Raw genomic sequence first — 14,289 nt, 5'->3', positions numbered from 1 at the left:
CGATGTCAGACCGACTTGAAATACTCAGGACCGGGTTTTCCCAAGCCGCAGCCTATCGCCAGGGGATCCCAGATCGCCCATGCGGGATGGCACGCGGTTATGGCGAGATGCTAGAGACCTTTGATGAACCGCTTCCCGAATACGGAAAAGCCGGAAAAGCGGTCATCGAGGAGCTGGTTCAAAAGGGTGAACCCGGCCTGACACCCATGGCCCATCCACGGTTCTTTGGTTGGGTCTTGGGCGGGTCGGACCCCGTGGGTGTTGCGGCCGATTGGCTGGTCAGTGCATGGGGGCAAAATGCGGCCTTCCACGAATCCTCGCCGACTGTGTCTGCGATTGAACAGATTGCCGGGCAATGGCTGCTTGATATTCTTGATCTGCCCCGCACCGCGGCCGTGGGTTTCGCAACCGGCGCAACGGTAGCCAATTTTACAGCACTGGCGGCGGCACGAGGAGCGATCCTGCGACGACACGGCTGGGACCCGGATGCCGACGGGCTTTTCGGTGCGCCGCCGATCACAGTGTTGGTTGGCGATGACGCGCATACTTCGGTGTTTTCTGCGCTGGGGTACCTCGGTCTAGGGCGCAGACGGGTTTGCCGCATCCAAACCGACACCCAAGGTCGGATGGAGCCAGCTGATCTGGAGCGCAAGGTCGCCGACACGACCGGCCCCAAAATCATCATCACTCAGGCCGGCCAGATCAACACCGGGGCGTTCGATCCCTTCCCCGCGGTTGTGAATATCGCCCGAAACGCACAGGCATGGCTGCACGTGGACGGTGCGTTTGGTCTGTGGGCGCGCGCGCACCCGAGTTACAGGTCGCTGACAACCGGCGTTGAGCTTGCAGATTCATGGGCTGTTGACGGGCACAAATGGCTGCAAACACCGTTTGACAGCGGCTATGCAATTGTTCGCGATACGGATGCGTTGCGGCAAGCCATGCAAATCGACGCCAGCTATTTACCCGCGCAAACCGGGGCTGAACGCATCCCGTGTTTTCTGGTGCCAGAGCTGTCCCGCCGAGCGCGAGGTGTCCCGACCTGGGCAATGCTAAAGTCGTTGGGACGTGCCGGGATAGAAGAGCTTGTGGATCGCCATTGCAGTGTTGCGAAACAGGTCGCTGCAAAGCTGGATCGCGTTCCCGGCGTCCGGGTGCTCAACGACGTTCAGTTGAACCAGATTGTTATTGATTTTGGCGCTCCGAACGCCTCGGGCGACGACCGCAAGGCGTCTACGGAAGCGGTCATACAACGCATTCGCGACCAAGGTGTGATCTTCGTCGGGGGCGCCCGTTGGAAAGAGACCTGGGTCATGCGAATCTCGGTGATCTGCTCCGCAACGGGCCTGACCGAGGTTGAAACAGTCGTCGACACGATAACGTCCGCGTGGACCGAAGTTCAGGCGGGCATGGTTGAGGAGAGGATATTGCCGTGACCCAGCCCCGCATCGACCGCAGGTTGGCCGCAATCCTCGTGCTGGATGTCGTTGGCTATACGCGGCTGATGGGACAGGACGAAGAAGGCACTCTGGCCGCGTTAAAGCATTTGCGTCAGGCGGTCATCGCCCCGCAAGTCGCGGCCTACCGTGGCCGGTTTGTCAAAGTCATGGGTGACGGCGCAATTATCCTTTTCACCAGCGTTGTCGATACCGTCAATGCCGCCGTTGCAGTGCAGTCTGCGCTGAAACGGTCGAATGACCACCACGTTGCGGGGGAAAAAATCACACTGCGGATCGGCATCAATCTCGGCGATGTCATTCTGGAAGGGTCCGATGTTTACGGCGACGGCGTGAATGTCGCGGCACGGTTGCAGACGATTGCGCCACCGGGCGGGATTGTTCTGAGTTCCGGTGCCTATGATCAGGTCAAAGGGAAAGTGGCCGAGGATTTTGGCTTTGGCGGCGAGCGGCAGTTGAAAAACGTTTCGCAGCCGGTGCGCACCTACTTTTGGCCCGCAGATACAATTGGTGACACCACCGAAGGCGTTCGGGACGTCCCGGACAAGCCGTCAATCGTCGTGCTGCCCTTCGACAACATGTCGGGCGATCCGGGGCAGGACTATTTCGCGGATGGTGTCGTCGAGGCACTGACAGCTGATCTGTCGCGTATCCGTTCCTTCTTTGTCATCGCGCGGAATTCGGCCTTTGCCTACAAGGGCTCGCACAAGAATGTCGGGCAAATCGGCTCGGAACTGGGTGTCGCCTATCTTTTGGAAGGCTCCGTACAGCGGGCGGCTGGAAAATTAAGGATCACGGTCCAACTGATCGAAACAAAGACCGGCGCCCACCTGTGGGCCGAACGCTATGACGGGTCCGAAGAGGACTTGTTCGAGCTTCAGGACCGGATCACCGAGCAAGTGGCCGGAGCCATTCTGCCCTCGATCCAAAAAGCCGAGATCGAGCGGGTGCGCCGCAAACCCCCGGAAAGCCTCGGGGCCTATGACTACACAATGCGCGCGATGCGACATGTGTGGATGTTGGACAAGGACGAAGCGGCCCAGGCGTTGGTCTTGCTGGACAAGGGTTTGGAAATAGACCCGAATTACCCGTTGGCCCTAGCCCTGTCCGCATGGTGCTGGGCTCAGCATTCGGTCTACAACTGGGTCAAAGACAATGAGGCCGCCAAGGCCAAAGCGCTGGAACTTGCCGAGCGCGCGGCTGCCCTGTCATCGGAGGACCCTCTGATCCTTGCCGTACTGGGAACAGTCCACACATTCGCCCGCAATCATGACGACGCCCGGGTGATGCTAGAGCGGGCCATCACGCTGGACAGCAACTCGGCTTGGGCACATTCCCGGCTTGGCTGGCTTGAGGTCTATGCAGACCGTCCGAAATCCGCCCTGCCCCATTTTGAGCGCGCCATCAGGTTAAGCCCGATCGACCCGATGAATTTCAACAACTACGTTGGAATCGCCAGCGTCCATCAGATCGTTGAAGAGTATGATGCCGCCGCCGACTATTTCCGCCGTGCTCTCACAGAACGCCCCACAGCGCACTGGATTCACCGCAACCTTGCACCCGTCCTTTGGGCTGCCGGGCGCAAGCAAGAGGCGATGGCCTCGCGCGATGTCCTGTTCTCAGAGTATCCGGACCTGACAATCGAAAGCTACAAAAAGGCGATGGTGTTTTCTTCGGACGCTTTGGAACGTATTTCGGTATTTCTGCGGCAACTTGGCGTGCCAGAGAAGTGAACTGCCCAGCAATTCGTCACCCGCGACCGGTATCATTTTCGTTCAGGGTATCTATTGCCGCCACCCAACTACGGCTGCAACGGGCAGATCACTCGGCCGCAACACCATACCGGCTCAACATCATCTCGACGCTGTTTTCGATGGTTGCGGCCATCTCTTCTTGCGACAGCACATCGCCGACAAACACCATTGGCCAGAACGCCCGGGCCTTGATCAGCCCGATGAATTCCTGTCCCGCACGCTCGGGGTCATCGATTCGCAACTGCCCGTCTTCAGCGGCGTCCTTGAGCATGGCGATGAAAATTCCGGTCTTGTCCAGCTTGCCTTGCGCCTGCGCCGCAAGCGTCGGATTGCGCAAGGTTTCGCTAACGATCATTCGGGACATTCTGATGACGTCCAAAGACATCAGAATGCGTCCTTCTGCCCAAGCCAGATCAGTCAATTGCTCGCGAATATCGCGGCCTTTTTCGTACCGGATTTCCAATACTTCGGCGAAACGATTAGACAATTCGACCACAATTGACCGAAACAGATTCTCTTTGCTTTCAAAGTACTTATAAAGCGTTCTTTTTGAGACTTCGGCCCGCGCTGAAATACGATCCATGCTGGCCGCCGGAAACCCCTTTTCCAGGAACTCGGAAACGGCTGCTTCGATGATCTGAGCGTGCTTGGTCGCATTCGGAGCGCTGAATTCGTTCATACCTGAGCTATAGACCCATTGACGGGACCAGGTCAAACACTACGTAAACTCACCAGTTTACAGGTCGTGAATTGGCCGCTATACGTAAACTCGCCAGTTTACCGATTCAGGAAACAAGCGCTAACAGGAGAGTCCCCTAATGGCATTGAATTTAAAGCTCAATGGCGAGACCCATACGGTCGACGCCGAACCCGGCACGCCCCTGCTGTGGGTGATCCGGGATGAACTGAAGCTGACCGGAACAAAATTCGGCTGCGGTGTTGCGTCATGCGGTGCCTGCACCGTGCATGTGGATGGCCAGCCTGTCCGCTCGTGCCAGACCTATATCGAAGACGTCGAAGGCGCCGAGATCACCACAATCGAGGCGATGAGCAAGGACAAAATCGGCGCGGCCCTACAACAAGCCTGGGTTGAGCTGGACGTGGTCCAGTGCGGTTATTGCCAGTCGGGTCAGATCATGTCTGCCGTTGGCCTGCTGTCCGAAAACCCCAAGCCGACCGCCGAAGAGATCGACGAATACATGTGGGGCAACGCCTGCCGCTGCGCCACCTATCAACGCATCCGCGCCGGAATTCAGCGCGCATCTGAAATTCTGGAGGTCTGATCCATGACCATCAACACCTCCCGCCGTGGATTTCTGAAAGGTGCTGCCGCCGCCGGTGCCGTTCTTCTGGTCGGTGCCCGCCCTGACGGCGCGCTTGCCGCTGCTTCTGCTGAAAGCACGCAGCTGAACCCCTTTGTCCGCATCGACGCTGACGGCACCGTCACCGCGATCGTCAAGCACTTTGAAATGGGTCAAGGCCCCGCTACCGGCCTGCCGACGCTGATCGCCGAAGAAATCGGTCTGCGTATGGACCAGATCGAGTATGACTTCGCACCGTCCAACCCGCAGGTCTATGCCAACCTGGCGTTCGGACAGGCGCAGGGTACTGGTGGTTCAACCGCGATGCCGAACTCATGGCAGCAATACCGTCAGGCCGGTGCCGCCGCACGCGAGATGCTGATCTCGGCGGCTTCTCAGGCTTGGGGCGTGGACGCATCGGGCATCACCATCGAGGAAGGCGTCGTCAAAGCAGGCGATAAGTCGGCTCCGATTGCCGAATTCGTGGCCGCCGCTGCACAGTTGGAGGCCCCTGCCGAGCCGCGCCTGAAGGACCCGTCAGAATTCCGCCTGATCGGCAATGAAGCTGTGCGCCGCAAGGACTCGGCCATCAAGGGCAATGGCACCGCCATCTATGGCATGGACCTGCACCTGCCCAACCACATGGTTGCCATGATCAAGCGTCCTGAATCGCGTGGCGGTGTGGCCACCGGCTTCGACGACACCGCGTCGAAAGAGGTCAAAGGCTACATCAATGCAGCCGTTCTGCCGAACCAGGCCGGTGTTGCGGTTTACGCCGAGAACACATGGGCAGCCATTCAGGCGCGCGAAGCGCTTGAGGTTCAGTGGGACATGTCGGCCGCGGAAACCCGCGACTCGGACCAGATCGAAGCGGAAATCCGCACCGCACTGGACGCCGATCCGCAGTACAACGTGAATGGCGCTGATGCGGCCGAGATTGCCGCCGCTATCGACGGGGCTGACACGGTTCTGGAAGAGACCTTCTACTTCCCGCTGCTGGCCCACGCTCCGATGGAGCCGATGAACTGCACCATCGAACAGACCGAAGACGGCACCATCGTCCTGCACGATGCCAGCCAGATTCCGACACTGACCCATTTCGCCTATCAGCAGATCTTTGAGCTGCCGTGGGAGAAGATCCAGATCAAGACCCAGCTGGCTGGTGGCTCATTCGGTCGCCGGGCAACACCGGACTCCGACTATCAGGTCGAGGCGGCGCTGGCCTTTGTTGTCACTGATCGAACCCGCCCGGTCAAACTGGTCTGGACCCGCGAAGATGACATCCGCAGCGGTTACTACCGCCCGGCTTTCGGCCATAAGGTCCGTGTCGGTCTGGACGGTCAGGGCAACATCGTCGGCTGGCAGCATCAGGTTGCAGGCCAGTCGATCATGAAGGGCACCGCCTTTGAGTCGGTTCTGGTTCACAATGACATCGACCACAGCTCAGTCGAAGGTATTGCCGACAGCCCCTATGTGATCCCCGGAATGGCGCTGGGTCTGACGGACACACCCAAGGCGACTTCGGTTCTGTGGTGGCGTTCGGTGGGTCACACCCACACGGCCTATGTCATGGAGACCATGATGGACAAAGCCGCCGAAGCCGCTGGCCGCGATCCGGTTGAGTTCCGACTGGCGCATCTGGCCGACGACAGCAATGCGGATCAGCAGCGCAAAGCAGGCGTTCTGAAACTGGCGATGGAAAAAGGCAACTGGGGCAACGCTCCGGCAGGTCGCGCGCAGGGTATCGCGGTACACAAGTCCTTTGGCTCGTATGTGGCAGAAGTGGTCGAAGTGTCCGGCGATGCGGAGAACGGCATCAAGATCGAAAAGGTTACCTGTGCCGTCGACTGTGGCATCGCGGTGAACCCCGACGTCATCCGGGCGCAGATTCAGGGCGGTGTCGGCTATGGTATCGGCCACGTGATGCGTGACCAGATTACTCTGACCGGAGGTGCAGTGGATCAATCCAACTTCCCGGATTACGAACCGCTGCGCATCAGCGATATCGGCGCAATTGACGTGCATATCGTGCAGTCTGCCGAAGCCCCCACAGGCGTCGGTGAGCCCGGCACGCCCCCGTCGGCTCCGGCGCTGGCAAACGCCATTCGCGCGCTGTCGGGTGTGAAAGTCACCAGCCTGCCGATGGCAGAAAACGGCGTCAGCTTCGTCTGATTGACCAAGCATTTTGAAATCACCGCGTCGCCCCATGGGCGGCGCGGTTTTTCTGTCCGGGTGAGCGCCGCAAATAATTTGATCAAATTTGGTGACAAGTCGCGAAGGTTCCAGTACACCTCGGGTAACGAGAGGAATGGAGACCCTCATGGACCTGAGCGCCCTGCACAGTTTTCGCGTCGCAGCCTGTGACCTGAATGGCCAGATGCGCGGCAAACGCGTGCCGCCCTCATACGCCGACAAACTGACCAAAGGGACTGTGCGGATGCCGTTTTCCGCGCTGAACGTGGACCTGTGGGGCGCGGATATTGATGGCAGCCCGCTGGTGTTCGAATCCGGTGATGCGGACGGAATGTTGCTGCCGACAGATCGCGGGCCGGTGCCGATGCCCTGGCTGGCCGCGGATACGGCGCTGGTTCCGATGTGTCTGTACGACGATGCAGGAACGCCCTTCGCGGGTGATCCCCGTCATGCTCTGGCCACTGTTCTGAAACGCTATGCCCAGCGCGGCTGGTCCGTCGTTGCGGCGACTGAGTTGGAGTTCACCCTGCTGGATGCGTCAGGTGCTCAGCCGCAACCTCCGATCAATCCTGTCACCGGACGGCGGCTGGCGGATGAGGCCGTATTGTCCATGGCCGAGATGGACGCGTTTGATGCGTTTTTCACCGACCTCTATGACGGTTGCGCCGCGATGGGCATCCCCGCGCAGACTGCCATATCCGAAAGCGGCATCGGCCAATTCGAGATCAACTTGAACCATCAGGACGCCTTGCGCTGTGCCGATGATACTTGGCTTTTCAAGACCTTGACGCGTGGTCTTGCACGTAAACACGGGTTCACGGCCACCTTCATGTCCAAACCCTATGCCGACGATGCGGGCAACGGGATGCACGTTCATTTCTCAGTGGTCGACGATCAAGGGCAAAACGTATTCGACAATGGCGGCCCCGAAGGCACCGACCTGCTGCGTTGGGCCGTTGCGGGATGTCTGGCGGCAATGCCCGGCTGCACGCTGATCTTTGCACCGCACGGCAATTCCTATACCCGGCTTGTCCCGGGCGCTCACGCCCCCACCGGCGCAAGTTGGGCCTATGAAAACCGCACCGCAGCCCTGCGCATACCGGGCGGAGCCCCTGCGGCGCGTCGGATCGAACACCGTGTGGCCGGCGGCGACATCAACCCCTATTTGATGCTCGCTGCTGTGCTGGGTGCCGCGCTCAATGGGATCGAAGATCAGACCGACCCACCAGCCCCGATCTCGGGCAACGCCTACGAAATCGACGGTCTGCCGCAATTGGCAGAAGACTGGCATTCTGCCGTCACCGCGTTCGAAACCGACCCGATGGTGGCGCGTATTTTCCACGCCGATCTGATCCGCTTTTTCGCCATGACCAAGCGGCAGGAGATCCATCGCTTTGCAGAGCGCCCCCCGGAAGAACACTGGCTCAGCTATCTCGAGGCGGTATGACCCCTCTTGCCCGCTGAGATTCGGTGGGCTAGAATAAATTTGATCAAATTTGGTGACCCATGAAAATCGGCATCCTACTGACCGGCCACCCCCCAGCTGAGCTGCAAGACCAGTTCAACGAATATGACGCGATGTTTGCCGCACTGCTGGACGGCAACGGCTTTACCTACGAAACCTTTGCAGTTGTGGACGATCAGTTCCCCGAAGATGAATTTCAGGCCGATGGCTGGATCATTACCGGCTCGCGCCATGGGGCCTATGAGGATCATCCGTGGATTCCCCCGCTAGAGGACCTGATCCGAGCAATTCAGGCCAGCGGGCGACCGTTGATCGGCGTCTGCTTTGGCCATCAGATCATTGCGCAGGCGCTGGGTGGCAAGGTCGAAAAGTTCAAAGGGGGCTGGGCCGTCGGGCGCACAGATTATGACTATGACGGTCAAATAGTAACCCTGAACGCCTGGCATCAGGATCAGGTTGTCGCCCTTCCCAGCGGCGCAAAAGTGACTGGATCAAACACCTTTTGCCGCAACGCGATGGTCACATATGGGGACAATGTCTGGACGGTGCAGGCCCATCCGGAATACGGCGACGCCTTCATTCAGGGGCTGATGGAGACGCGCGGCAAAGGTGTTGTACCCGATGACCTTATGCAGGCTGCCGTAAACCGCCTGCCCAGTCGCAATGACAATCCCAAGATCGGGCAGCAAATGGCTGAATTCCTAAAGAAAGAGAGGGCCTAATGGCCGACTGGAAAGATCAACTGCCAGAGGCAGCCCGCTCATATTTCGAAGGCCACAGGCTGGATGAGGTCGAATGCGTTATCTCCGACTTGCCCGGTATTGCCCGGGGCAAGGCTGTGCCAGCGTCGAAATTCGCCAAACAGGCCTATTTCCATCTGCCCGACAGCATCTTTTACCAGACCATCACCGGCGATTGGGGCGAGGCCGCGGGTGAGGACGGGTTCATCGAGCGGGACATGATTCTCAAACCCGATTTTTCTACCGCGTCTGCTGCGCCGTGGACTGGTGACTGGACGTTGCAGGTGATCCACGACGCCTATGACCGGGACGACAACCCGATCCCTTTCAGCCCCCGAAACGTGCTTAAGCGGGTCGTGCAACTGTATCACGACAGGGGCTGGAAACCGGTTGTGGCGCCAGAGATGGAGTTCTTTCTGGTGGCCCCCAATGTTGATCCGGCGCAGGGGATCAAGCCGATGATGGGCCGTTCGGGCCGTCCGGCGGCCGCGCGTCAGGCCTATTCGATGACGGCAGTGGATGAATTCGGCCCGGTGATCGACGACATCTATGACTTTGCCGAACATCAGGGCTTCGAGATCGACGGCATCACGCAGGAAGGCGGTGCGGGCCAACTGGAAATCAACCTGCGCCACGGCAATCCAGTGAAACTGGCTGATGAGGTGTTCTATTTCAAGCGCCTGATCCGAGAGGCCGCTCTGCGGCATAACTGCTTTGCCACTTTCATGGCAAAACCGATTGAGGATGAGCCGGGCTCGGCCATGCACATCCATCACTCGATCATCGACATGGAAACCGGCCAGAATATCTTTTCGGGGCCGCAAGGCGGTGAGACGGATGCGTTCTACAACTTCATTGCCGGTCTGCAAAACCACTTGCCTTCGGGTCTTGCAGTGATGGCACCCTATGTGAATTCCTATCGACGCTATGTCCGGGACCACGCCGCGCCGATCAATTTGGAATGGGCGCGGGATAACCGCACCACGGGCATCCGCGTGCCTTTGTCCGGCCCCGAGGCGCGCCGGGTGGAAAATCGCATCGCTGGGATGGACTGCAACCCCTATCTGGGTATCGCGCTGTCACTGGCTTGCGGCTATCTGGGGCTGACACAGCAGGAGCGCCCGCGCCGACAATTCTATGGCGACGCCTATGAGGGGGACGGCGATATCCCGCAGGTCATGGGCAACGCGCTGGATTTGTTTGACGAGGCCACCGCTTTGCATGAAGTGCTCGGCCCCGAATTCGCGCGGGTCTATGGCATTGTCAAACGCGCCGAATATGAAGAGTTCCTGCAAGTGATCTCTCCGTGGGAGCGTGAGCATCTGCTGCTAAACGTCTAGGCCCTGTGGGTCGGTCGGGATATCCGTATTTTTAACGAGAAGAAGACAGGGTCCGGTATGAACCTGCTGTATTCCAATGATCGAAAGGCCGAGTATCCACCCAGTTGGTATGCGGCAACTGCGCATGTACTGGATCGGTTTGCAACATTGCAGTGCGACGCAAAAGCGGATGTGTGTGTCGTCGGCGGCGGGTACACCGGCCTGTCCGCTGCGCTGCATCTGGCCGAAGCCGGATTTGACGTTGTGCTGCTGGAAGCCCACCGTGTCGGGTTCGGTGCATCGGGGCGCAACGGTGGTCAACTGGGCAGCGCGCAGCGGATGGATCAGGAAGACCTTGAACGTCTGGTCGGGGATGATGACGCGGCCAAGCTGTGGGATCTGGCCGAGGATGCAAAGGACCTTGTCAAATCTCTTATCGCAAAGCACCAGATTGACTGCGACCTGAAACCCGGTGTGGCCGGGCTGGGCCTGTCAGCATCGGAACAGCGGGAACTTCACGACCACGCCGCCCATTTGTCAGAACGCTACGGGTACGATCAGATTGAGCTGCTGGACGAAGACGCAGCGCACGCGCTTTGCCCCTCCCCCACTTACAAGGGCGGATATCTGGATATGGGCGCGGCGCATCTGCATCCGCTGAACTATGCTCTGGGATTGGCGCGGGCGGCAGCCAAAGCCGGGGTGCGTATTCACGAAAGCTGCGAGGTCACCGGGATTGATGAGGGGCAACCGGCCAGAGTGCAAACTGTCACTGGCACCGTTGCAGCCGACCATGTCATTCTGGCTTGCAACGGCTATCTCGGCGGGCTGAACCGCAAAGTGGCCGCGCGGGTGATGCCGATCAACAACTTCATCGCGGCGACCGAACCTCTGGGGGCTGATGCAACCCAGGTGCTGACCCGAGACGTTGCGGTCGCCGATACCAAGTTCGTTGTGAACTATTTCCGCCTCAGCGCCGACGGGCGGTTGCTGTTTGGCGGCGGCGAGAGCTATGGCTATCGCTTCCCCTCGGATATCGCCGCCAAGGTTCGTAAGCCGATGACCGAGATTTTTCCGCATCTGCACGATGTAAGGATCGACTATGCCTGGGGTGGAACCTTGGGCATTACCATGCGCCGTATGCCCTATGTGGCGCGCGTTGCGCCAAACATTCTGTCGGCCTCGGGCTATTCGGGGCATGGGGTGGGTACAGCCACCCATGCCGGTCAGCTGATGGCGCTCGCCATTCAGGGTCAGGCTGAAGGGTTCGACACGCTGGCCCGCGTCCCCGCCGTGCCCTTTCCCGGCGGCCCCGCCCTGCGCAGCCCGCTGCTGGTTCTGGCAATGACGTGGTTTGCCCTGCGGGATCGACTGGGAATCTAATCTTAAGGAAATGCAACAGTTTCGTGAAAATTCGCCGGGCTGGCGTTTGAGGGGTTTTTTTGCCCCACGTTTAGCTTTATCTTTACCAAAGATAGAATTTGGGAATATCAAATATGACGCTTCCTCCAAATGTTCATGACGCCGAACCCATCCCCGCAGCGGCCCGAGAAGCCATCGACGCTCTGATGCAATCGGGCGACCTGTTTCGCTACACCGCGCCGCAGGATGCTCCGGTGGCATTGCTCGAGGCGGAATTTGCCGCGCTGCTGGGTACGAAATACGCGCTGGCGGTGTCGTCCTGCTCGGCTGCTTTGTTCCTGTCTTTGAAGGCACTGGGCCTGCCGCGGGATGCGCGGGTTCTGATCCCAGGCTTTACCTTTGCGGCCGTGCCGTCATCTGTGGTTCATGCCGATTGCATTCCGGTTCTGTGCGAAGTGGCCGACAACTACCGCATCAACATGGCGGATTTCGAGGCCAAACTGGACAGCGTGCAGGCGGTGATCATCAGCCATATGCGCGGCCACACGTCCGACATGGACGCGATCATGTCCCTGTGTGACGCACGCGAGATTCCGGTGATCGAGGATGCGGCGCACTCGCTGGGGACCACCTGGCATGGGCGCAATATCGGCACCATTGGCAAGGTCGGGTGCTTCTCGTTCCAGTCCTACAAGATGATCAACGCGGGCGAAGGTGGTATCCTGATCACCGACGACGCCGATCTTGTGGCCCGCGCCGTCATCATGTCGGGCGCTTATGAGCATAACTGGAAGAAACACAAAGGCCCGCAAGGCGACAACTCGCCTGAATTGGAAGAAGCCTTTGCCCGCTGGCAGAACAAAATGCCGCTGTATAACCTGCGGATGAGCAACCTCAGCGCTGCCGTGATCCGCCCTCAGATCCCTGAACTGGCACGACGGGTTCGCGATGGTCTGGCGAACCACGACTATGTGGCGGACCGGCTGAACAGCTCGCCCAATATCACGGTCCCTGCCCCGCTGGCGCCCGAGCGCCGCGCGCCGGACTCGATCCAGTTCAATCTGGTCGGAATGGATGAGGCCGAGATTCGCGCCTTTGCCGCTGCGTCAGAAGCGCGTGGTGTGAAGGTTCAGGTCTTTGGCCTGAGCGAAGATAACGCTCGTGCGTTCTGGAACTGGCAGTTCCTGCCCGAGACGTTCGAATTGCCGCAAACCCGCGACATGCTGATGAAAGCGTGCGACGTCCGCCTTCCGGTGCGTCTGACCAAGCAAGAGCTGGATGTCATTGCCGATATTCTGCTGGCATCTGTAGGCGAAGTGACAGGCCCGGTTCCGGCCTACGGCACCTGATAATCAGTCAGCATTCACGTCAAACAGACTGGTCGACAGAAACAACGCTGTGATCCCCTCGGGGGTTGCAGCCACGCGGGACACAATCCCGACAACCTGCAAACCATTTGAGGTCTGTCCCAACAGCGGCGCGCCGGAATCCCCTTTCATAAGTGGACAGATCGCCAGCAACAGGCCGCCCTCAACACGGCGTGGATCGCATGTTTCGGTGCGGCTGAGGACGTGCGGGCGAAGCCCCGGGTATCCGGCGACAAAAGGATCGGTCGCGTCGGCATCTGCAATAGACAGATACCCAACCTGCTGACCCAGAGGCGCTTCCAATTCCAGCACCGCCCAATCCAGATCGGCGCGTCGGTTGAACCCGGCACCAGTGTCCTGCTCAGGGGGCAGCCGATAAGTCGCAACGGTTGAAACGGCGGTGGCCTCACCGCGCTGATATCCGGCGGCAAAGCGGATGCTGGCAGCTGGAATCCAACGTTGGCGGGCGTTGTTGTATAGGCAATGAGCAGCGGTCAGAACCAACCGGTCCGACACCAGAACACCGGTGCAGTGGGACCGCTGATCGCGGCTGGCAAAATTGACCCGGCCTATCGCGCGCCAAGGCTCCGCGCTGGCGTTCAGGATTGCGCGTGCGCGGATATCATCGCACCCGGCTTCGGCCTGCCCGCCCAGCGCACAAATGAACTGGTCCTCGGGCACCACCGGACCGGCCCACAGTAGCGCAATACTCAGGACCAGCCAGCGCATGCAGGTGAGGTCAGTTCAGCTTGGAAAGCTTGTTCTGCAACTCGGCCAGTTGCTTTTTGATTTCGTCCAGATCTTCATTGGATTCGGACTTGTCTTCGTCTTTGTCCGGCCCCGACCATCCTCCGGACAGCCCGCCGGTCATCGCCTTCAAAAACGCCTGCTGCTGCGCCTGCATCGCCTCGAACCCCGGCATCTGAGACATCGGGTTCATGGCATTCATGTTTTCCATCATCTTGTTCTGGCTTTCGCGCAGCATCTCGAACGAGCTTTGCAGGAATTGCGGCATCACGCCCCCGCCCGGGATCATATAGCTGCGCACCAGATCATTCAGCACGTTCACCGGCAGCACATTCTCGCCCCGGCTTTCATGTTCGGCAATGATTTGCAGCAGGTACTGGCGGGTCAGGTCGTCCCCGGTTTTCAGGTCGATGATCTGCACTTCGCGACCGTCCCGGATAAACGACGCGATATCTTCCAGCGTGACATAGTCGCTGGTCTCGGTGTTATACAGCCGGCGGCTGGCATACCGTTTGATCAACAGCGGTTTTTCTTTTTCTGACACCGGGTACCCTCCCCAAGGATGATGCGTTGCAGCAGAGATT

At 59.4% G+C, this 14,289-nt stretch carries 12 protein-coding genes; 9 read left to right on the top strand and 3 right to left on the bottom strand.

Going from position 1 to position 14,289, the window contains the following annotated elements:
- Nucleotides 1-2: 2 nt before the first annotated feature.
- Nucleotides 3-1,436, top strand: coding sequence for a pyridoxal phosphate-dependent decarboxylase family protein (locus ACOQOY_RS17875; protein ID WP_420586693.1), 1,434 nt, complete (start codon nt 3-5; stop codon nt 1,434-1,436).
- The gene (locus ACOQOY_RS17870) at nt 1,433-3,190 is read left to right on the top strand and encodes an adenylate/guanylate cyclase domain-containing protein (protein ID WP_420586692.1); all 1,758 of its coding nucleotides are present in this window, start codon (nt 1,433-1,435) and stop codon (nt 3,188-3,190) included. Before ACOQOY_RS17875 ends, ACOQOY_RS17870 begins: the two co-directional genes overlap by 4 nt.
- An 88-nt stretch (nt 3,191-3,278) precedes the next feature.
- On the opposite strand, the gene ACOQOY_RS17865 is transcribed toward ACOQOY_RS17870, so the two are convergent.
- On the bottom strand, nt 3,279-3,890 hold the full coding sequence (locus ACOQOY_RS17865; RefSeq protein ID WP_420586691.1) for a TetR/AcrR family transcriptional regulator: 612 nt from the start codon (nt 3,888-3,890) through the stop codon (nt 3,279-3,281).
- Between the two features lie 139 nt (nt 3,891-4,029).
- On the opposite strand from ACOQOY_RS17865, the gene ACOQOY_RS17860 reads away from it, so the two are divergent.
- The 7 genes from ACOQOY_RS17860 (at nt 4,030) to ACOQOY_RS17830 (ending at nt 12,940) form a co-directional block, all read left to right on the top strand.
- Nucleotides 4,030-4,494, top strand: coding sequence for a (2Fe-2S)-binding protein (locus ACOQOY_RS17860; protein WP_420586690.1), 465 nt, complete (start codon nt 4,030-4,032; stop codon nt 4,492-4,494).
- Between the two features lie 3 nt (nt 4,495-4,497).
- Complete coding sequence (locus ACOQOY_RS17855; RefSeq protein ID WP_420586689.1) at nt 4,498-6,684, top strand: molybdopterin cofactor-binding domain-containing protein; 2,187 nt, start codon at nt 4,498-4,500, stop codon at nt 6,682-6,684.
- A gap of 148 nt (nt 6,685-6,832) precedes the next feature.
- On the top strand, nt 6,833-8,152 hold the full coding sequence (locus ACOQOY_RS17850; RefSeq protein WP_420586688.1) for a glutamine synthetase family protein: 1,320 nt from the start codon (nt 6,833-6,835) through the stop codon (nt 8,150-8,152).
- Between the two features lie 59 nt (nt 8,153-8,211).
- A complete protein-coding gene (locus ACOQOY_RS17845) occupies nt 8,212-8,892 on the top strand; it encodes a type 1 glutamine amidotransferase (RefSeq protein ID WP_420586687.1) in 681 nt (226 codons plus the stop codon).
- On the top strand, nt 8,892-10,250 hold the full coding sequence (locus ACOQOY_RS17840; RefSeq protein WP_420586686.1) for a glutamine synthetase family protein: 1,359 nt from the start codon (nt 8,892-8,894) through the stop codon (nt 10,248-10,250). The genes ACOQOY_RS17845 and ACOQOY_RS17840 overlap by 1 nt, the downstream gene beginning before the upstream one ends.
- Nucleotides 10,251-10,307: 57 nt before the next feature.
- Nucleotides 10,308-11,612, top strand: a complete 1,305-nt coding sequence (locus ACOQOY_RS17835; protein WP_420586685.1) for an NAD(P)/FAD-dependent oxidoreductase — start codon at nt 10,308-10,310, stop codon at nt 11,610-11,612.
- Between the two features lie 113 nt (nt 11,613-11,725).
- Complete coding sequence (locus ACOQOY_RS17830; RefSeq protein ID WP_420586684.1) at nt 11,726-12,940, top strand: DegT/DnrJ/EryC1/StrS family aminotransferase; 1,215 nt, start codon at nt 11,726-11,728, stop codon at nt 12,938-12,940.
- A 3-nt stretch (nt 12,941-12,943) separates the two neighbouring features.
- Here the strand turns inward: ACOQOY_RS17830 and ACOQOY_RS17825 are convergent, their stop codons facing one another.
- Both ACOQOY_RS17825 and phaR read right to left on the bottom strand, forming a co-directional pair.
- On the bottom strand, nt 12,944-13,687 hold the full coding sequence (locus ACOQOY_RS17825; RefSeq protein ID WP_420586683.1) for a trypsin-like serine peptidase: 744 nt from the start codon (nt 13,685-13,687) through the stop codon (nt 12,944-12,946).
- Between the two features lie 10 nt (nt 13,688-13,697).
- Nucleotides 13,698-14,249, bottom strand: coding sequence for a polyhydroxyalkanoate synthesis repressor PhaR (gene phaR / locus ACOQOY_RS17820; RefSeq protein WP_420586682.1), 552 nt, complete (start codon nt 14,247-14,249; stop codon nt 13,698-13,700).
- Nucleotides 14,250-14,289: the final 40 nt, after the last annotated feature.

Origin of the sequence: Ruegeria sp. (assembly GCF_965221235.1) — a bacterium.
Taxonomy (GTDB): Bacteria; Pseudomonadota; Alphaproteobacteria; order Rhodobacterales; family Rhodobacteraceae; genus Ruegeria.
Note: the sequence above shows the minus strand (reverse complement) of the source record. Positions and strands in the feature narration are given on the sequence as shown.